This window comes from Paraburkholderia sp. GAS41 (assembly GCF_050436545.1).
Lineage (GTDB): Bacteria > Pseudomonadota > Gammaproteobacteria > Burkholderiales > Burkholderiaceae > Paraburkholderia.
In genome coordinates, this window is record NZ_JBNDMK010000020.1 from 25,609 (window position 1) to 44,542 (window position 18,934).

Consider the following 18,934-nt stretch of genomic DNA (forward strand, 5'->3'; position numbering starts at 1 on the left):
CCATGGACCGCGCCACGACAGGCGCGATCCATGGTCCGGAACGCGGCGATGCGGCACGAGGTTTGCTCCGCTATCAACGGCCAGCCGCGCACGACGCGGCTACGAGGAGGCAAGCATGGCGATGTCGACCGGAAGACGTGTGGCCATTGTCGTCGCCGGCATCGTGCTGGCGCTGGTTGTCGTCGCTGTCGGAGGTCTCTATCTCGCGCAATACAAGGTCAAACAACGGGTGATCGCCGCGCTCGGGCCGCTCGGCAGCGCGGAAAGCATCGACGTCGGTTTTACCTCCGTGCGGCTGACCCATGTTCGCCTCAAAGGGGCAGCCGACTGGCCCACCCCCGACACGCTAAGCGCGGACCAGATCACCGTCATCCCCGACGTCCGCGAACTGCTCCAGAACCGCGTGCATATCCGCTCGGTCGTGGTGAGCGGCTTTGATCTCTCATTGGTGCGCGAGGCGGATGGCACGCTCAATCTGCTGCCCAATCTCAGGGAGTCGCTGAACCGTCCAGAGGGCAGTGCGGTTGCCGGCGAGACGCCGCTGCCGGCGGACAAACTCATCGATCACGTCGCGTTCGAACAAGGCACCTTCGAGTTCTACGACTACACCGTGCGCAAACCGGCGTACAAGGTGGCCGTTACCCACGCCAACGCAAGCGTCGACCATCTGCATCTGCCTGAGCTTACGGAACCCACCACGGTCGCGGTGAATGGAGACATCGTCGGTCCATCGCATACCGGCACCGTGTCGTTCGGCGGCTGGATGAAGATTGCCAGCAAGGATTCGCAGACCACCAGCACGCTGCGGGGTGTCGATATCGTGATGCTCGACCCCTACCTCCTGAAGAAGGCCGGCGCCAAAGCCCAGGTCACCGGCGGGACGGCCGACATGACGGTCGAATCGACGGTGAGCAACTATCACCTGCACGCGCCGGGCACGCTGACCTTGCATCACCTGCAGCTGGCCGACAGCGGCAATCCGCTCGACACGTTTCTGTCGATTCCCACCAAGGCCGCCGTCGCGGCCCTGAAGTCGCGCAATGGCGACATCACCGTGCACTTCGTACTCGAGGGCAATTTGCGCGATCCAAAATTCTCGGTGAACGAGAATCTGCTGAACAAGCTCGGCACCGGTTTCGCGCAGATGATGGGCGTGAGCGTCGAAGGCGTGGCCAAGGGCACAGGGGAAACCGTCAAGGGCTTGGGCAACGCACTGAAAAACCTGCTGGGGCAGTAGTCGCCGCGCAGGGCGACCTCGCCAGGCCGGGCCGGGTCTGCACGTCTTGACACCCCATCTAGAAAGTCAGACGATTTGTCCATCATGTGATTTAAATATCCACATAGTAGACAGACAAGGAGACGCGATGTCAGCTCCCTCTGCTGGCGACGATGCGATGACACCGTATCAGCTCGCCAACCCGCCCGAAGCGTTGCGCGAGATCGTGGTTGAATCGGCCATTCCTCAAGACGAACGTCTATGGGTGCCACAAGCCGAAAACGTCTGGTTCCGGCCGCTATGCCTGAACGTTTCGACCGGCTACTGGATGAATCTGCTGCGCGTACGCAAGTCCGGTGTGCTGAGCCGCCATCGGCATCCAGCCGCCGTGCACGGCCTGGTGCTCAAAGGTAAATGGCGCTATCTCGAACACGACTGGATGGCCACCGAAGGCAGCTACGTCTTCGAGCCGCCGGGCGAGACGCACACGCTCTACGTCCCCGAGGACGTCGAAGAAATGATCACCTACTTCCAGGTGAACGGCGTGATGTACTACTGCGATCCATACGGTAATTTCACCGGCTATGAAGACGTCTTCACGAAGCTCGAGATGTGCCGCGAGCACTTCGAAAACGTCGGGCTCGGCGCCAGTTACGTCGATCAGTTCGTGAGATAGCGCCGCACCGCATTCCATCCAATAGGCTCAAAAGAGCGTCGGAGGAGACAACCACCATGCAGGCCAAGACACCGCGCTTACGGCGCATCCAGTGGATCGCGCTGACGTTCTTGACACTCGCGGGCATCGTCAACTACCTCGATCGCAGCACGCTGTCGATCGCCAATCATTCGGTGAGTGGCGAGCTAGGCCTGTCTGCCTCGCAAATGGGTCTGCTGTTGTCCGCATTCTCGTTTTCGTACGCTTTCGCGCAATTGCCGATGGGCGCACTGCTCGACCGCTTCGGCGCGCGCATTATGCTCGGTGTCGGCATGTTGGTCTGGTCGGTGGCGCAGTTGTTCGGCGGCTTCGTGCAGACCCTGCAGCAATTCCTCTATGCGCGGATCTTTCTCGGGATCGGCGAAGCGCCGCAGTTTCCCGCCGGCGCCAAGGTCGTGAGCGAATGGTATTCGCTGCGCGAGCGCGGACGGCCGACCGGCATCTTCATCACCTCTTCGACCATCGGCCCGGCCCTCGCCCCGCCCATTCTGACCGGGCTGCTGCTCGCGTTCGGTTGGCGCTGGATGTTCATCGTCATGGGCGTGCTAGGCATTGCGGTGGCGATCGGCTGGTACCTCGTCTATCGCAACCGGCGCGAAATCGCGCTCGCTCCGGAAGAGCTCACCCATCTCACCGAAGAAGAGCCCCACGCCCGCGCCGAGCGCCGCATGACCGGCGCGGAATGGCGCGGCCTGTTCGCCTCGCGGACCACGTGGGGCATGATCTTCGGCTTCATGGGCGTGATCTACATGGTCTGGCTCTATCTCACGTGGCTGCCGGCGTACCTCGAACACGAACGGCATCTGTCGATCGCGAGGACCGGCTGGATCGTGTCGATTCCGTATCTGTTCGGCACGCTCGGCATGCTGTCGAGCGGATTCGTCGCCGACGGACTGATGGAGCGTGGCGTCTCGCCGATCCGCAGCCGCAAGTGGCCGATCTGCACCGGCCTGATCTTCGCGGCTGTCTTCACGGTGCCCGCTGCCTACACGCCGAATACCACGCTCGCTATCGTCTATCTGTCGCTTGCGATGTATTTCATCAACATGGCGAGCGGCGGCGCATGGGCGCTCGTCAGCGTCGCAGCGCCACGGCATCTGGTGGCCTCGCTTGGCAGCATCCAGAACTTCGGCGGTTACTTCGGCGGGTCGTTCGCGCCGTTCATCACAGGGGTGGTGGTCGAGCAGACGCACTCGTTCGTGGATGCTTTTCTGATCAGCGCGGGCGTGTCGTTCGCGGCGGCGCTGATCTACATTTTCGTGGTGCGCGCGCCGATTGCCGAGCGCCCGGACACCGCGGCAGCCGCCACGCTGGCGTGATCGCCCGATGTCATCCGGCGCTTCGCCGGTTCGGCCCTCCATCTATTTGCACGGGGACTCGCCATGACGTTCCAGCACGATCTCTTCAAAGGCAAGACCGCCGTCGTGACCGGCGGCACGCAAGGTATCGGTGCCGGGATTGCGCGCCAGTTCGCCGCGCTTGGCGCACGGGTGATCGCCGCGGGCCTCCCGCCCACCGACGCGCAACGCAGCGCGCTCGGACCGCAGATCGAGGTCGCCGCGCTCGACGTCGCTTCGAACGACGAGGTCACCGCGCTGTTCAACTCGCTCGCCGCGCTCGACATGCTCGTGAACTGCGCGGGTGTGATCCGCCGTGCCGCCGAGCACGAGATCGATGTCTTCGAGCAGGTGATCGACGTCAACCTCACGGGGACGATGCGCGCCTGTTCGGCGGCGCGCGGGCTGTTGCGAAACAGCCGCGGCACGATCGTCAATACGGCATCGATGCTGAGTTTTTTCGGTGGCGGCCTCGTCCCGGCGTACAGCGCGAGCAAGGGCGGCGTCGCGCAACTGACCAAGTCGCTTGCGCTCGCCTACGCGCAGGACGGAATCCGCGTGAATGCGGTCGCGCCGGGCTGGATTGCGACGCCGCTCACCCAGGCACTGCAGGACGACGACGGCCGTTCGCGGGCGATTCTCGAACGCACGCCACTTGGCCGCTGGGGTGAACCGGACGATGTCGCGCAGGCGGTGGTGTTTTTGTGCTCGCCGGCTGCGGCGTTTATCACCGGCACGATCGTGCCGGTGGATGGCGGCTATCTGGTGGCGTGAAAGGCACGGCGCGCGCCAGAAACCTGCGACTCACAACGCACAGTACGCAAGCCACGTCGCCACGTGTCCGGTGCAACCCGCCTGCTGCGGATCGTCCTCCGGCTTAAACCGGCAGGCCCAGTTCGCGCAACTTCGCCTCGGTTTGCGCCGCAGACGTGTGATGCACGCCATGCCAGCCGAGCGCGGTCGCGGCCTCGGCGTTCTTGAGGTTATCGTCGATGAACACGAGCTCGTGCGCCTCGATGCCGGGCAGTTGCACCTCGATACGCTGGCGCATTTCGGCAAAAATCGCCGGATCCGGCTTCACCATTTTGACCCGGCCCGACACGACGATATCGCGAAAGCGCCGCAACACCGGGAAGTGCTCCCACGCGTATGGAAACGTCTCGTCGGACCAGTTGGTGAGACCGAACAGCGGGACGCCCGCCGCGTCGAGCTTGTCGAGCGTCGACACGCCGTCTTCGAGTACGCCACGAACCATCTCGTGCCAGCGCTCGTAGAACGCCCGGATGAGTGGCTCGTGCTCCGGAAACCGCGCGACCAGCTCGGCGGTGCCTTCCGCGATCGGCTGGCCGCCGTCCTGACGGATCACCCACTCCATCGAGCAGACATGCGTCAGAAACCATCGACGCTCCGTCTCGTCCGGAATCAGTTCGCGAAAGAGATACTCGGGGCTCCAGTCGATCAGCACCCCGCCGAAATCGAACACCACGGCTTTGATGCTCATGCGAACTCCGTAGCCAGCACATCCGCCACGTCTGCCATCTGTCGCACTCCTCGCGTTAAATTGCCTGCGTCCGCGTTTCCAGCCAGGCCTTCGCCTCACCCGCGACATGCGGCGCGAGGCGCGTGCGCACCGTCTCGTGATACGCGTTCAGCCATGCGCGCTCGTCTTCGCGCAGCATCGACAGGTCGAAGCAGCGTGCGTCGATCGGGCACATCGTGAGCGTCTCGAAATTGAGGAAATCGCCGAATTCGGTCTTCTCCGCAGCGCGGTTCAGCACCAGATTTTCGATCCGCACGCCCCACTTGCCCGGCCGGTAAATGCCCGGCTCGACCGAGGTGATCATGCCCTCTTCCATCGCCGTCCACGGGTCAGCCGGCGCGTAGTGAGAAATGATCTGCGGGCCTTCATGCACGTTCAGGAAATAGCCGACGCCGTGGCCCGTGCCATGGCCGTAATCGGCTCCGGCTTCCCAGATCGGCGCCCGCGCGATCGAGTCCAGCATCGGGGAACGGATGCCGCGCGGAAACTTCGCACGCGAAAGCGCCATCATGCCTTTCAGCACCAGCGTGCAGTCGCGCCGTTGCGCGTCGCTCAGCGTGCCGATAGGCATGACACGGGTGATGTCGGTCGTGCCCGTCAGGTATTGCGCGCCCGAGTCGATCAGCAACAGCCCGTTACCTTCGATAGTGGAGTGCGCGGCGGCGGTGGCGCGGTAGTGCGGCATGGCGCCGTTCGCGTTGAAGCCGGCGATCGTCGCAAAGCTCAGCGAGATATAGTCCGGACGCCGTGTACGCGCAGCCGTGAGGCGTTCGTCGATGGTGAGTTCGGTAATCGTCTCGCGGCCCAGTGCACCTTCGAACCATGCGAAGAATTCGGCCAGCGCGGCGCCGTCCTGGTCCATCGTGGCCCGCACGTATTCGGCGTCGGCCGCGCTTTTCTGCGACTTGAGGAACGTTGACGGATTCACCGTTTCGACGATCTTCACCGTCGAGGGCACCGATTGCAGCAGACCAAAGGTGATCCGGCGCGGATCGATCAACAGGGCCGAGCCGCCCGGCAACGCGGCGAGCGCGTTGGCCGCCTGCCCATACGCTTCGACATGGATGCCGTCGCGCGCCAGCGCTTCAGCGAGCGCCCGCGGCACCTTGCCTTCGGCCACGAACAGCGAAACGCGCTCCAGCCCGATCAGCGCATGGGCGACGAACACCGGGTTGTAGCTGACATCGGCGCCGCGCAGATTGAACAGCCACGCGAGATCGTCGAGCGTCGAAACGAAGTGCCACTGCGCGCCTTTTTCCTGCATGGCGCGGCGAATCTGGCCGAGCTTTTCCAGCCGGGAGACCGTTGCATGCGGAGCGGCGTGTTCGAACACCGGTTCGGTGGGCAGCGAGGGACGCTGCGGCCAGATCGCGTCGAACAGATCGATGTCCGTGCGCAGTTTCACACCGTACGCGCCCAACGCCGAGCTCAGCGAGCGGGCTGCGGCCACGCCAAGCACCGCGCCGTCGACGCCGACCGTGCCGCCGGCCGCCACGTTCTGCGCGAGCCATTCGAAGTGCGGTTGCGATTGCTGGCCCGCCAGCATCTTCATCAATTGGACTCCGGTGCCGGCCAATTGCGCTTCGGCCTGCTCCCAGTAACGGCTATCGGTCCACACGCCGGCAAAGCCGTCCGTGACGATCAACGTGCCGGCCGAGCCGGTAAAACCGGAGAGCCATTGCCGCCCCTGCCAACGTCCGGGCAAATACTCGGACAGATGCGGATCAGCAGACGGGACCAGATACGCGGAGATGCCTTCGCGCGCCATTGCGCCGCGCAGGTGAGCGATACGCTCAGGAATAGAAGAGGTTTCGGGAAGTCGGGCATTCATCGGATTCACCTGCATATGTTCATCGACGGGAGAACAAGCCGACCGTCACGGCAACGGCGATTAGCGAGACAGCCGTACAGACCGGCCATTCAAGCGTATCGCCGTCATGGAAAAGACCCACTACGTTGCCGGCCAGGCAGGCGAACGCTGCGCCCAGCACACCAGCCAGCAACGCCACCCAGAAACGTGTGCGGCTGGTCCGCCGCAGCGGATGCAGCCACCAGCCCGCGAGGCCAATCACCGCACCCAGCAACACGATACCGGGCCAACCCATCAGTGTGGAACCTCCCTCACTTTCAGACTCCTCTCATAGGCTCCAGGCGTTAGGACAGCTAGCATTTTTGTCTCGTTAACTATAAAGGTCAGCACGGCGCTTTCCGCGTAGCGGTTGAGTTTAGGGGCCGGGGTCATATTTAGGCAAGCCGTAAGGTTCGCCGCCCGCGCCCGCCACGCTGAAAAGCGCGTCCCATGCGAATCGCCCTCATCGAACCTGACGTACGTCACGCCGAACTCGTCGACAAACTGATTTTTGCCGGCGGCCACGCCTGTCAGCATTTCATCGCCAGCACACCGTTTCTCGCAAGCGCACCCAGCCAGTTCTTCGATCTGCTGCTGACCGAAAGCTGGGCCGGCGATCGCCCCGCCGAAGACGTCATTCCCCGCGCCCGCAGTATTCTCCCCGGTCTGCCGGTCATCATGCTCATGTCTTCCCCGCGCGAAAGCGAGATTGTTGCAGCATTGAACGCCGGTGCCGACGATTGCCTGACGAAACCGGTGCGCGGCCCCGAAATGCTCGCCCGCGTCGAAGCCCTCTTGCGCCGCGCCGGTCTGCGCCGTCCGTCCAATCGCCGCTGCGATGTGTTCGGCGGCTATGTGTTCGACGCTGCGAACTTTACCGTTACATTTCACGGGCAGACAGTGGCACTAACCCCCAAGGAGTTCCGCTTTGCGCTGCTGCTGTTCAACAATGTGGCGCGACCGGTGTCGCGCGCGCATATCCTTGAAACAGTGTGGGCGCGCCGGCGTGACGTAAGGTCGCGCACGCTGGATACGCATGCGTCGCGGGTGCGCACCAAATTGCAGTTGCGACCCGAGCACGGCTACTGTCTGACGCCGCTCTACGGCTACGGTTACCAGCTCGACGCGATCCCGCTGGAGGCCGGCGCCGGGGCCTGAGGCGGTGCGCAATCTGAAAGAACTGCGAAAACGCTATAATATTGCGCTAAACCATAGCCCCGCATATGCAGCTTCTAACGATCGGAATCAATCACCACACCGCGCCCGTCGCCTTGCGCGAACGCGTGGCATTTCCGCTCGAACAGATCAAACCTGCACTGGCGACCTTCAAGGAAATCTGGCTCGGCCCCAGCGCCCGGACGGCCCCTGAAGCCGCGATTCTCTCCACCTGCAACCGCACCGAGCTCTATTGCGCGACCGACGACCATGCGGTTCGCGAAGCCGCTATCCAGTGGTTCTCGCGCTCGCACAACCTGCCGGTCAGCGAACTCGCGCCGCATGTGTACGCGTTGCCGCAATCGGAAGCGGTGCGTCACGCATTCCGGGTCGCCTCGGGGCTCGATTCCATGGTGCTGGGCGAAACGCAAATCGTCGGACAAATGAAGGATGCGGTGCGTACCGCGTCAGAAGCCGGCGCACTCGGCACCTATCTGAACCAGCTGTTCCAGCGCACCTTCGCGGTGGCGAAGGAAGTGCGCAGTAACACGGAGATCGGTTCGCAATCGGTTTCGATGGCCGCTGCGGCCGTGCGTCTCGCGCAGCGCATCTTCGACAAGGTGGCGAACCAGCGCGTGCTGTTCATCGGCGCGGGCGAGATGATCGAACTGTGCGCTACCCACTTCGCGGCCCAGAAGCCGCGTGAGCTGGTGGTGGCGAACCGCACCGCCGAGCGCGGCGCGCGGCTCGCCGAACGCTTCAACGGCCGCGCGATTCCGCTAGCCGAATTGCCGACCCGCATGCACGAGTTCGACATCATCGTGTCGTGCACGGCCTCCACGTTGCCGATCATCGGCTTGGGCGCTGTCGAGCGGGCCGTGAAAGCGCGCCGTCACCGGCCCATTTTCATGGTCGATCTGGCGGTGCCGCGCGACATCGAACCGGAAGTCGGCAAGCTGGAAGACGTGTTTCTGTATACCGTCGACGACCTTGGCGCCATCGTGCGCGAAGGCAATGCGTCGCGTCAGGCGGCGGTCGCCCAGGCCGAAGCCATCATCGAGACGCGCGTGCAGAACTTCATGCAGTGGCTCGACGCGCGCAGCATCGTGCCGGTGATCCGCCACATGCACACCCAGGCCGATCTGTTGCGCCGCGCCGAAGTCGAACGCGCGCAAAAGATGCTGGCCCGCGGCGAAGATCCCGCCGCGGTGCTCGAAGCGCTGTCGCAGGCGCTGACCAACAAGCTGATTCATGGTCCGACGCACGCGCTCAATCGCGCCAGCAGCGAGAATCGCGATAAGCTCATCGAACTGATGGGCGGGTTCTACAAACACTCCGATTCTTCGGAACGTTAGCGGCGCTGCCGCCGCGCGCAGCCTCGCCATGTGGTTTCGGCAGGGCGGCGCCAATCTTCAGGGTCCACGCCCGCCTCCCCAGTTACGCCGTCCTTTCCGGAGCCCGCTCCGTACCGTCCGATGAAAACGAGCATGCAAAGCAAGCTCGACCAGCTCACCACCCGGCTGGCCGAACTGAACGACCTGTTGAGCCGCGAGGACATCACCGCGAATCTCGATCAATACCGCAAGCTCACGCGTGAACACGCGGAGCTCGGCCCGGTGGTCGAGCATTACGCGCTGTGGCGCCAGGCGAGCAACGACGCACTGACTGCACAAGAGCTGCTGGCCGACGCGTCGATGCGCGATTTCGCCGAAGACGAAATCCGCGCGGCACGCGAACGGATGGACAAGCTCGGCGCCGAACTGCAGACCATGCTGTTGCCGAAAGACCCCAACGACGACCGCAACATCTTCGTCGAAATCCGCGCGGGGACGGGCGGCGACGAGTCGGCGCTGTTTGCGGGCGATCTGTTGCGAATGTATCTGCGCTTCGCCGAGCGCAATCGCTGGCAGGTCGAAATGATGTCGGCCAGCGAATCCGATCTGGGCGGCTACAAGGAAGTGATCGTGCGGATCGCGGGCGTGGCGGCGTATTCGAAGCTCAAGTTCGAATCCGGCGGTCATCGGGTCCAGCGCGTGCCGGCAACTGAAACGCAAGGCCGGATCCACACCTCCGCGTGCACCGTCGCGGTCATGCCGGAGGCGGATGAAATCGGCGAGGTCGAGATCAATCCGGCCGATCTGCGCATCGATACGTTTCGCGCGTCCGGCGCGGGCGGCCAGCACATCAACAAGACCGATTCGGCCGTGCGCGTGACGCACTTGCCCACCGGCATCGTCGTCGAATGCCAGGACGACCGCTCGCAGCACAAGAACAAGGATCGCGCGTTGAAGGTGCTCGCCGCGCGCATCAAGGACAAGCAGTATCACGAGCAGCACGCCAAGGAAGCCGCGACCCGCAAGAGTCTGATCGGCTCGGGCGACCGCTCGGAGCGCATCCGCACCTACAACTTCCCGCAGGGGCGGCTCACCGATCACCGCATCAACCTCACGCTGTATCGCCTCGAATCGATCATGGACGGCGATCTCGACGAACTGATCGCCGCGCTGGTGACCGAGCATCAGGCCGAATTGCTAGCCTCGCTCGGCGACGCGGACTAGGCGCCGCCGCTCGCCGCACGCACTTGCAACCCATGCCCCATCAAGCCGCCATGGATAACGCCACCACCCTGTTGCGCGCCTCCGCCTTGCCGCCGCTCGAAGCGCGCATCCTGCTCGGGCACGTGCTCGGCTGGCGCCGCACCGAGTTGATCACGCGCAGCGACGAACCGCTCGACGCCGCGCTGGTGGCGCGCTATCAGGCGCTGGAGGCGCGGCGTGTGGCGGGTGAGCCGGTTGCACAACTGGTCGGTGTGCGGGAGTTCTTCGGGCTCGATTTCGAAGTCACGCCGGCGGTGCTGATCCCGCGGCCGGAAACCGAGTTGCTGGTCGAAACCGCGCTTGCCGCGCTGGAGGGCATGGCGCGGCCAACGGTGCTCGACCTCGGCACCGGCACCGGCGCGATTGCGATTGCGATTGCGTCGGTCAGGCCGGACGCGCAGGTTTGGGCGCTCGACCGTTCGGCTGAAGCGCTCGCCGTCGCGGCCCGCAACGCCGCCCGGCTGCTGGATGGATCGCGCCACGGCGGCGCGCTGCAAATGACGCGCAGCGACTGGTACGCGGCGCTCGATCCCGCGCTGCGCTTTGACGTGATCGTCAGCAATCCACCGTATATCGCCAGTGGCGACCCGCATCTGGCCGAAGGCGACTTGCGCTTCGAACCGCGCGGCGCGTTGACCGACGAGGCAGACGGGCTCAGCGCGATCCGCGCCATCATCGCCGATGCGCCCTCGCGATTCGCGCCGCGTGGCGGCGTGCTCTGGCTCGAACACGGCTACGATCAGGCCGCCGCGGTCCGCGCGCTGCTCGACGCGGCGGGCTTTGCAGCGGTGCGCTCCGAGCGCGATCTGGCCGGCATCGAACGGATCAGCGGCGGTACATGGCCCGCGCAGACGTAACACTGGCGCGCCGCCCGCCTGAGCGGGCGAAATCCGCTATCATTTCAACCATTCACCACCTTATTCCGGAACCGCAAGGTCAGTCATGGATACGCAACAACGCATCAAGCAAATCGTCGACGAGAACGCCGTCGTCCTCTTTATGAAGGGCACCGCGCAGTTCCCGATGTGCGGCTTTTCGGGCCGCGCCATTCAGATCCTGAAGGCATGCGGCGTCGACGCGCCGAAGACCGTCAACGTCCTCGAGGACGACGAAGTCCGCCAGGGCATCAAATCCTTCTCCAACTGGCCGACCATTCCGCAGCTCTACGTGAAGGGCGAGTTCATCGGCGGCTCGGACATCATGATGGAGATGTATCAGAACGGCGAACTGCAACAACTGTTCGCCGCGGTCTGATCGTCCAGTAGACAAGACCAGGTGCCGCACGTCATGGAAACACGCGCTGCGGCGCCGCGCCGGCTGATCATCGCGATGACCGGTGCGACCGGCGCCATTTACGGCGTCCGCTTGCTCGAAACGTTGCGCAGGCTGGGCGGCGTGGAAACCCACCTGCTGATCTCCAGCGCCGGCTGGCTCAACATCCAGCACGAACTCCAGCAAAGCAAAGAAGACCTGCATGCGCTCGCAGATGTCGTGCATTCAGTGCGCGACGTGGGCGCGAGCATCGCATCTGGCTCGTTTGCGACCGACGGCATGATAATCGCGCCCTGTTCGATGAAAACGCTGGCCAGCGTCGCCCACGGTCTCTCGGACAATCTGATCACCCGCGCCGCCGACGTCACGCTCAAGGAGCGCCGCCGCCTCGTCCTGATGGTGCGCGAAGCGCCGTTTAACCTCGCGCATCTGCGCAACATGACCGCCGTCACCGAAATGGGCGGCATTATCTTTCCGCCGCTGCCCGCGTTCTATAACCGGCCCGCCTCGATCGACGAGATGATCGATCACTCCGTCGCGCGCGTGCTGGATCTGTTCGCCTTAGGACCGGCACTCGCGCCCGCGTGGCCGGGGCTGCGCAACGTGTCGGCCGAACAAGGCGCGGCACCGTCTACCGATTAACAACCGCAGCGACGCAATCAATTCTGGTTTCGCCTGTTTATCAAACGACAGTGCGGCCGTATATTCATGGCAACCCAACTTACGAGCCGCACTCGCTGCGGAGTTTGCTGCCATGATCCGCTTACCCTCGCTGTTCCTGTCCCACGGCGCCCCGACGCTGCCGATCGACCCCTCCATGCCGCGGGCCGAATTCGCTGCGCTGTCCACCCAGGTGCCGCGCCCTGAAGCCGTCCTGATGCTGTCGGCTCACTGGGGCACTGTCCAGCCGCTGGCGAGCACCGCCGCCCAGCCGGAAACGATTCACGATTTTTACGGCTTCCCGCGCCAGCTATACGAGATCCAATACCCGGCACCGGGCGCACCGGAGGTCGCGCGCAGAGCCGCCGCCATGCTCAACGAGCACGGTTTCACGGCCGACACGCAGACGCACGGTCTCGATCACGGCGCGTGGGTGCCGATGCTGTTGATGTTCCCGCACGCGGACGTGCCGGTGGCACAACTATCGATCCAGCCGCACATGGATGCCGCTCACCACTTTCGGATCGGCCGCGCGCTGCGGGCGCTGCGCGACGACGGCGTGATGGTGATCGGCTCCGGCCAGATCACCCACAATCTGCGCGCTGCCGACTTTTCCGCGCGACCGGAAGACGCCGATCCACGTGTCGTCGAATTCACCGACTGGTTCGAAGCGAAGCTAACCGCGCACGATACCGATGCGCTCCTCGACTATCGTCGGCAAGCGCCGCACGCCGTGCTGATGCACCCGACCGACGAGCATCTGCTGCCGGTATTTGCCGCACTCGGCGCGGCGGACGACGACTACACCTTGGGGATTCAGTCGCTTGGGACGTTCCAGAAAGCGCTGGCCATGACGAACTACGTGTTCGGCACGGTGTAAGCCCACGCGCACAAGGCACGCCGCCGGCTCCATGCCGCGCCGAGAAAACAAAAAGCCCGCCTGACTTCATTCAGGCGGGCTTTTTTGCATCCCGTACGCAGCCTCCGGGACTACGTTCAGCGGCGCGCTTGCAATCAGTGCGCGCCCATTCCTTCGAGCACTTCGTCGTGGACGTCACGCTCGTCGAGGTAATCGCTGCGGTAACCGGAGTGAACGCCCCAGTAATAAAAGACCAGTGCGACCAGCGCGACGACCAGCATGTCCCAGCCGTACGGCAGAACACCGTGGCCGCCGAACTGCTTGCTACCAATCAGCGACAGGACCGCCATGACCGGCAGGTATGCCACCAGCCACCAGGCAGCTTTCAGGTCGCGCGAGTAACCGCTGAAGCCCGACTTGGCCTGGAAGTACAGATATACCGGCAGCGCGACGATCATCAGCAGAATGATTTCGCCGGTCAGCGGCCACTTCGCCCAGAACAGCACCATCGACGCACAGACGAACGCGAACGGCGCGATGACCTTCATCCCGGCGATACGCAGCGGATGATCCAGATCCGCTGCCGCACGGCGCAGCGCCATCAGGCTGATCGGACCCGTCAGGTACGAAATCACCGTCGCCACCGAAATCACGGCCGCCAGCGAGCTCCAGCCGCGGAAGAAGAACAGGAAGATGAACGACACCAGCAGGTTGAACCACATCGCCTGGCGCGGCACGCCGTAGAGCGGGTGCACGTTGCCGAACATTTTCGGCATGGTGTTATTGCGCTCCATGGCGTAGATCATGCGGCTCGTCGTCGCCATGTAGGTGGTGCCCGTGCCACTCGGGCTAACGAACGCGTCCACGTACAACAGAAACGCCAGCCAGTTCAGGTTCAGTGCGATCGCCAGTTCAGCGAACGGCGACGCGAAGGTCAGATGACTCCAGCCCTTCGCCACGTCAGCCGGATTGACCGCGCCGATATACGCAATCTGCAGCAACACGTAGATCACCAGCGCGAGCAGGATCGAGCCGATTACCGCAAACGGCACGCTACGCGACGGATTACGCGCTTCGCCAGCCAGGTTGACCGGGCTTTGGAAACCGTTGAACGCGAATACGATGCCGCTCGTCGCAACCGCCGTAAACACCGCCGACCAGCCGTACGGAGCGAACGTGCTCGCCTCGCCGAAGTTCTCGTGGTGAAAACCGGTGGCCATCAAACCGGCAATCGTCGCTGCGGGAATCACAAACTTGAAGATCGTGATCGTCGAATTGGCGCGTGCAAACAGCTTCACACCCCAATAGTTCAGCATGAAATAGATAATCACGAGGATCGCCGAGAGTAATAACCCATTCGTGGTTAATGACCCGTCGACGAACAATGCATGCGCCCATAGATATGGCCAGGTACTCATGTATTGAATCGAAGCTTCTGCTTCAATTGGAATCACCGAGACGATGGCGATCCAGTTTGCCCATGCGCTAATGAACCCGACCAACGCGCCGTGCGAATAACGCGCATAGCGCACCATGCCGCCCGACTCGGGAAACATCGCGCCAAGTTCCGCGTATGTGAGTGCAATCGCCAGAATCACCACTGCGCCGATAACCCAGGCACAAACGGCTGCGGGGCCCGCGATTTTTGCCGCCTTCCACGCTCCGAACAGCCAGCCCGATCCGATGATCGAGCCAAGACCGGTGAGCAGCAGCGCGAACGGACCTATGTTCCGTTGAATAGAACTTTTCACGTCTTCTCCTTGTTGGCCGGAGTTAGCACTTTAGCCCTCGCTCCAAGTTCGCGCTTGCTTGGCGACCAGGGGTTTGCACTCGGCTGTCGGCCCGAATTCGCGCGTTAGCTCGCGACTCGGGTCCCATGCGAAGAGCCGCACTCTGGTTCCATGCAAAGCCCGTGACTCGGGTCGTGTGCAGGCACTGACTCCGATCCATGCAACTTGCGTCAGAAACATGTCGGCACCGCGGCATTGCTTGTAACGCTGGAGACGGGGTGACGGCCATGATGCGCCGAAGGGGGTTACCTGACATCAGGTGCAACCCAAGCGCGCGGCGCGTAGTTTAACGGTTGCACCGCCAGATTGCAGCGAAGGCTAGGGTTATCCCTAGCAAAAAATCAGGATAGTTGCAAGATTTACAGGCACCCACGGTGTCCATCTCTAAAAACCTTGTAAAGATGTGCAGAGACTGTTGACCTTCTCTCAAAATCGCCGTATAACGTTCGGGCAGGATTTCAAGCGGCGAGTGAATCGGTCTTTCGTAGTTCGCCCATCAACGGTACTCCGGTTGGTCCCATTACCCCCTTCCTTGATTTTCATGCACCCAACGGGCTTCGGCCTTATTTACCATCTTTAGGAACAAGTAATATGGAAACCGGTACCGTCAAGTGGTTCAATGACGCAAAGGGCTTTGGCTTCATCACTCCCGACGGCGGCGGTGAAGATCTGTTCGCGCATTTCTCGGAAATCCGCACGGAAGGCTTCAAGACGCTGCAAGAGAACCAAAAGGTCACGTTTGAAGTGAAGACGGGCCCGAAGGGCAAGCAAGCAGCTAACATCAAGCCGGTGTAAGCGCGCGCTTCCTTCTCTGGACGCGAAAAACCCCGCCTCGCCGCGGGGTTTTTTTATGTCTGATGTAAATGGCGTGGAAAGCGCTTTAGGTGAAGCGAAGTGATATTGAAATCACTTGACCATAATGTCTCCGGTAGCGCGACGCGCCGGTTGAGACGCCCCACGCAAGCCGCTTAACCGCTTCTTATCCGAATACACGCCGCGCGTGAATGCCCAGGCCCGTGGCAACGCTCGCGAGGCGATCGCCAAACACCGGCCGCGCATCCGGAAACGCAGCGGACAGCGCACCCGATAGAAACGCAAGTCCAGTCGAGCCGCCGGTGAAGTAGATCGCGCCCACGTCGCGCGACGCCACACCTGCCGCCTGTACCGTATCCCGCGCTGCCTGCACGATGCGCAGCGTCTCGTCGCCACCTGCCTTGATCAATTGCGCTTCGTCGAACGCGAGACGCAGATCCTCTTCCACCAGTTCCAGATCGATCATCGTCTCGCCGCCCGCCGCGACGCCAATCTTCGCTTCTTCGGCGTGCGCCGCGAGCGCGTGGCCCAAACGCCGGTCGACCACCCGGATCAGGCGATCGTGGTGGCGCGTGTTAGTAAACAGATGCCGCATCAACGCCAGTTCGCTCACCCGCTTAGGGGCGTAAACCGTGTTGATCAGATGCCACGTGGCAAGGTCGAAATAGACCCGGTTCGGAATCTCGCGCCCTTCCGGATCCAGCGTCTGATAGCCGAGTTCCCGCAGGATGGTGGCGAGTTCGACGCGGCGGTCGAAGTCCGTGCCGGCCACGTGCACGCCGTGATGCGCCAGCACGTCGTCCTTGCGTTCGACGCGTTTGACGCGCTCCGGCCCGACCCGCACTAGCGAGAAGTCCGAGGTGCCGCCACCAATATCGGCCACCAGCACCAGCCCTTCTTCGGTCAAGTGCGACTCGTAGTCGAACGCGGCGGCAATCGGCTCGTACTGGAAGTGAATCTCCTTCAAGCCCACCGAGCGCGCGGCCGCTTCCAGTTGCTGTTGCGCGAGCTGGTCGGCGCGCGGATCATCGTCAACGAAGAACACCGGGCGGCCCAGCACCGCGCGGCTGATCGGGCCACCGGCGCGGGCTTCCGCCGAGCGCTTCAGGTGATCGACGAAAATCGCGATCACTTCGGTGTACTTGATCGCCGAGCCGTCGCCCAGGTCGGTGGAGTTTTCCGCCAGCGGCGAGCCGAGGATGCTCTTCATCGAGCGCATCAGCCGCCCGTCGAAGCCGTCGATATAGGCTTCGAGCGCAGCGCGGCCGAAGCCGCGAGAGTTATCGTCGGTGTTGAAGAAGACGGCGGTGGGCAGCGTCGTGTAGGCGCCCTCGACTGGCGCAAGCCGCAACGCTGTGCCGTCTGGCACGGCGACTGCCGAATTCGAGGTGCCGAAGTCAATCGCGCAATAGGTCATGGCAGGAAATCGCCGCTCACGGCTGGCGCGGACAGAAAGGGGACGGGCTTTGTATCACGAAAATGCGGCGCGTATCAACTGCAACAGAAAGCGGCAAAACGCGGGACGGACCCGGGTTCTGCCGGTGGAGGGATACGCAAACGTGCGCGCGTTCAGGGGAACGAAAATTGCTCATTCGCACAGGATACGCCATTCAAATTACCTAACGTCGGGAGACTTGATGCAATGACCGAACTGCCTGCCGCAGCGGTGCAGGAAAATCCCCGCACCGTGATCGAAACCGACCTGCCGTCGCGACTCGACCGTCTGCCTTGGGGGCAATTCCATTCGCTGATCGTAGTCGCCCTTGGAGTGACGTGGCTGCTCGACGGTCTCGAGGTGACGTTGGCAGGCGCGGTGGCAAGCGCCCTGAAGGGCAGCCCGACGCTGCACTTTACCAACAGTGAAGTCGGCCTGACCGGAAGCGCCTATATCGCCGGGGCGGTGCTCGGCGCGCTAGGCTTCGGCTGGCTTACCGACCGGCTCGGCCGGCGCAAGCTGTTCTTTATCACGCTGACGCTCTATCTGGCCGCCACAGCGGCCACGGCGCTGTCGTGGAATCTGGCGAGCTTCCTGCTGTTTCGCTTCCTCACCGGTGCCGGTATTGGCGGCGAGTACACCGCCATCAACTCGACGATCCAGGAATTCACCCCGGCGCGCGTCCGCGGCTGGACCGATCTGGGCATCAACGGCACGTTCTGGGTGGGCGCCGCGCTGGGCGCGACCGGCTCGCTGGTGCTGCTCGATCCGCACCTGCTGCCCTCCGACTGGGGCTGGCGTGCGTGCTTCTTCATCGGCGCGGTGCTGGCGCTGGCCATTCTGCCGATGCGAGCCTGGGTCCCCGAAAGCCCCCGCTGGCTGCTCACGCATGGCGCGGCGCGTGAGGCAACAACGATCGTCGAAGATATCGAGGCGCGCTTTCGCCGCGCCGGACATCGGTTGACGGATCAGCCGCTCACCCGCCTGCGCCTGCGCATACGGGACCACACGCCGCTTGGCGAAGTCTTCCACGTGATTTTCACGTTGCACCGGCGCCGCGCGCTGGTCGGACTTTCGATGATGACCGCGCAGGCGTTCTTCTACAACGCGATCTTCTTCACCTATGCGCTGGTGCTCACCGATTTCTATCACGTGCCGGGCGATCATATTGGCTGGTATCTGCTGCCGTTCGCGCTGGGGAATTTTCTCGGGCCGCTGCTGTTGGGGCGCCTCTTCGATGTCATCGGCCGGCGCACGATGATCGCGACAACCTACGCGCTTTCCGGAATTCTGCTCACCCTTAGCGGTTATCTGTTCGAACAGAATCTGCTCACTGTCGTGACGCAAACCGCCGCGTGGATGGTGGTTTTCTTCTTCGCCTCGGCGGCAGCCAGTTCGGCTTATCTGACCGTGAGCGAATCATTTCCGCTGGAGATCCGCGCGCTGGCGATTGCCGTGTTCTACGCGTTCGGTACCGCGCTCGGCGGCATTGCCGGCCCCGCATTCTTCGGACGACTGATCGATACCCATCAACGCAGCGAGGTCTTCACGGGTTATCTGGTCGGCTCGGCGCTCATGGTGGGCGCGGCAGTGGTGGCGGCGATCTGGGGCGTCGATGCCGAGCGGAAATCGCTCGAAAGCGTCGCGGCACCGCTATCGGCGCTGGCCGACGGCGAGTGAACAAAAAACGCGCGGT

The 18,934-nt window shown here is 63.2% G+C and carries 18 protein-coding genes; 13 read left to right on the forward strand and 5 right to left on the reverse strand.

The features are described 5' to 3' along the window. Window positions 1-115 precede the first annotated feature (115 nt). The 4 genes from P3T43_RS24340 (at window position 116) to P3T43_RS24355 (ending at window position 4,042) form a co-directional block, all read left to right on the forward strand. The gene (locus tag P3T43_RS24340; protein ID WP_429283603.1) at window positions 116-1,237 is read left to right on the forward strand and encodes a DUF748 domain-containing protein; all 1,122 of its coding nucleotides are present in this window, start codon (window positions 116-118) and stop codon (window positions 1,235-1,237) included. 127 nt (window positions 1,238-1,364) lie between these two features. Beyond that, window positions 1,365-1,892 (forward strand): 2,4'-dihydroxyacetophenone dioxygenase family protein, encoded by a 528-nt coding sequence (locus P3T43_RS24345; protein WP_429283604.1) that lies wholly within the window; start codon window positions 1,365-1,367, stop codon window positions 1,890-1,892. A 56-nt stretch (window positions 1,893-1,948) separates the two neighbouring features. Beyond that, window positions 1,949-3,250: an MFS transporter gene (locus P3T43_RS24350; RefSeq protein WP_429283605.1), complete on the forward strand. Its 1,302-nt coding sequence runs from the start codon at window positions 1,949-1,951 to the stop codon at window positions 3,248-3,250. A 63-nt stretch (window positions 3,251-3,313) separates the two neighbouring features. Continuing rightward, window positions 3,314-4,042: an SDR family NAD(P)-dependent oxidoreductase gene (locus tag P3T43_RS24355; protein WP_429283606.1), complete on the forward strand. Its 729-nt coding sequence runs from the start codon at window positions 3,314-3,316 to the stop codon at window positions 4,040-4,042. Window positions 4,043-4,145: 103 nt separating this feature from the next. Here P3T43_RS24355 and P3T43_RS24360 read toward each other — a convergent pair whose 3' ends face one another. Genes P3T43_RS24360 through P3T43_RS24370 form a run of 3 tightly spaced genes read right to left on the reverse strand, consistent with a single transcriptional unit; the run spans window position 4,146 to window position 6,913 of the window. Further along, entirely contained in the window at window positions 4,146-4,769 is a 624-nt protein-coding gene (locus tag P3T43_RS24360; RefSeq protein ID WP_429283607.1) for an HAD family hydrolase, read from the reverse strand. 55 nt (window positions 4,770-4,824) lie between these two features. After that, window positions 4,825-6,639 (reverse strand): aminopeptidase P family protein, encoded by a 1,815-nt coding sequence (locus tag P3T43_RS24365; protein WP_429283608.1) that lies wholly within the window; start codon window positions 6,637-6,639, stop codon window positions 4,825-4,827. Between the two features lie 19 nt (window positions 6,640-6,658). Further along, complete coding sequence (locus P3T43_RS24370) at window positions 6,659-6,913, reverse strand: hypothetical protein (protein WP_429283609.1); 255 nt, start codon at window positions 6,911-6,913, stop codon at window positions 6,659-6,661. 194 nt (window positions 6,914-7,107) lie between these two features. On the opposite strand from P3T43_RS24370, the gene P3T43_RS24375 reads away from it, so the two are divergent. The 7 genes from P3T43_RS24375 (at window position 7,108) to P3T43_RS24405 (ending at window position 13,221) form a co-directional block, all read left to right on the forward strand. Beyond that, window positions 7,108-7,815 carry a response regulator transcription factor gene (locus P3T43_RS24375; RefSeq protein WP_429283610.1) on the forward strand — a complete coding sequence of 236 codons (708 nt, stop codon included), beginning with the start codon at window positions 7,108-7,110 and terminating at the stop codon, window positions 7,813-7,815. 65 nt (window positions 7,816-7,880) lie between these two features. Then, on the forward strand, window positions 7,881-9,167 hold the full coding sequence (gene hemA / locus P3T43_RS24380; protein WP_429283611.1) for a glutamyl-tRNA reductase: 1,287 nt from the start codon (window positions 7,881-7,883) through the stop codon (window positions 9,165-9,167). A gap of 120 nt (window positions 9,168-9,287) precedes the next feature. Continuing rightward, window positions 9,288-10,370, forward strand: coding sequence for a peptide chain release factor 1 (prfA, locus tag P3T43_RS24385; protein ID WP_429283612.1), 1,083 nt, complete (start codon window positions 9,288-9,290; stop codon window positions 10,368-10,370). A gap of 32 nt (window positions 10,371-10,402) precedes the next feature. Next, complete coding sequence (prmC, locus tag P3T43_RS24390) at window positions 10,403-11,266, forward strand: peptide chain release factor N(5)-glutamine methyltransferase (RefSeq protein WP_429283613.1); 864 nt, start codon at window positions 10,403-10,405, stop codon at window positions 11,264-11,266. Window positions 11,267-11,351: 85 nt separating this feature from the next. Continuing rightward, complete coding sequence (gene grxD, locus P3T43_RS24395) at window positions 11,352-11,663, forward strand: Grx4 family monothiol glutaredoxin (protein ID WP_429283614.1); 312 nt, start codon at window positions 11,352-11,354, stop codon at window positions 11,661-11,663. A gap of 33 nt (window positions 11,664-11,696) precedes the next feature. Next, window positions 11,697-12,323 (forward strand): UbiX family flavin prenyltransferase, encoded by a 627-nt coding sequence (locus P3T43_RS24400; RefSeq protein WP_429283615.1) that lies wholly within the window; start codon window positions 11,697-11,699, stop codon window positions 12,321-12,323. Window positions 12,324-12,435: 112 nt separating this feature from the next. After that, a complete protein-coding gene (locus tag P3T43_RS24405) occupies window positions 12,436-13,221 on the forward strand; it encodes a DODA-type extradiol aromatic ring-opening family dioxygenase (RefSeq protein WP_429283616.1) in 786 nt (261 codons plus the stop codon). A 134-nt stretch (window positions 13,222-13,355) separates the two neighbouring features. Here P3T43_RS24405 and P3T43_RS24410 read toward each other — a convergent pair whose 3' ends face one another. Further along, window positions 13,356-14,951, reverse strand: coding sequence for an APC family permease (locus tag P3T43_RS24410; protein WP_429283617.1), 1,596 nt, complete (start codon window positions 14,949-14,951; stop codon window positions 13,356-13,358). Window positions 14,952-15,581: 630 nt separating this feature from the next. Between P3T43_RS24410 and P3T43_RS24415 the strand changes: the two genes are divergently transcribed. Further along, window positions 15,582-15,785 carry a cold-shock protein gene (locus P3T43_RS24415; RefSeq protein ID WP_007180251.1) on the forward strand — a complete coding sequence of 68 codons (204 nt, stop codon included), beginning with the start codon at window positions 15,582-15,584 and terminating at the stop codon, window positions 15,783-15,785. A 184-nt stretch (window positions 15,786-15,969) separates the two neighbouring features. Here P3T43_RS24415 and P3T43_RS24420 read toward each other — a convergent pair whose 3' ends face one another. Continuing rightward, window positions 15,970-17,220, reverse strand: a complete 1,251-nt coding sequence (locus P3T43_RS24420) for an Hsp70 family protein (protein ID WP_429283618.1) — start codon at window positions 17,218-17,220, stop codon at window positions 15,970-15,972. Window positions 17,221-17,445: 225 nt separating this feature from the next. Between P3T43_RS24420 and P3T43_RS24425 the strand changes: the two genes are divergently transcribed. Then, window positions 17,446-18,918: an MFS transporter gene (locus P3T43_RS24425; RefSeq protein WP_429283619.1), complete on the forward strand. Its 1,473-nt coding sequence runs from the start codon at window positions 17,446-17,448 to the stop codon at window positions 18,916-18,918. Window positions 18,919-18,934: the final 16 nt, after the last annotated feature.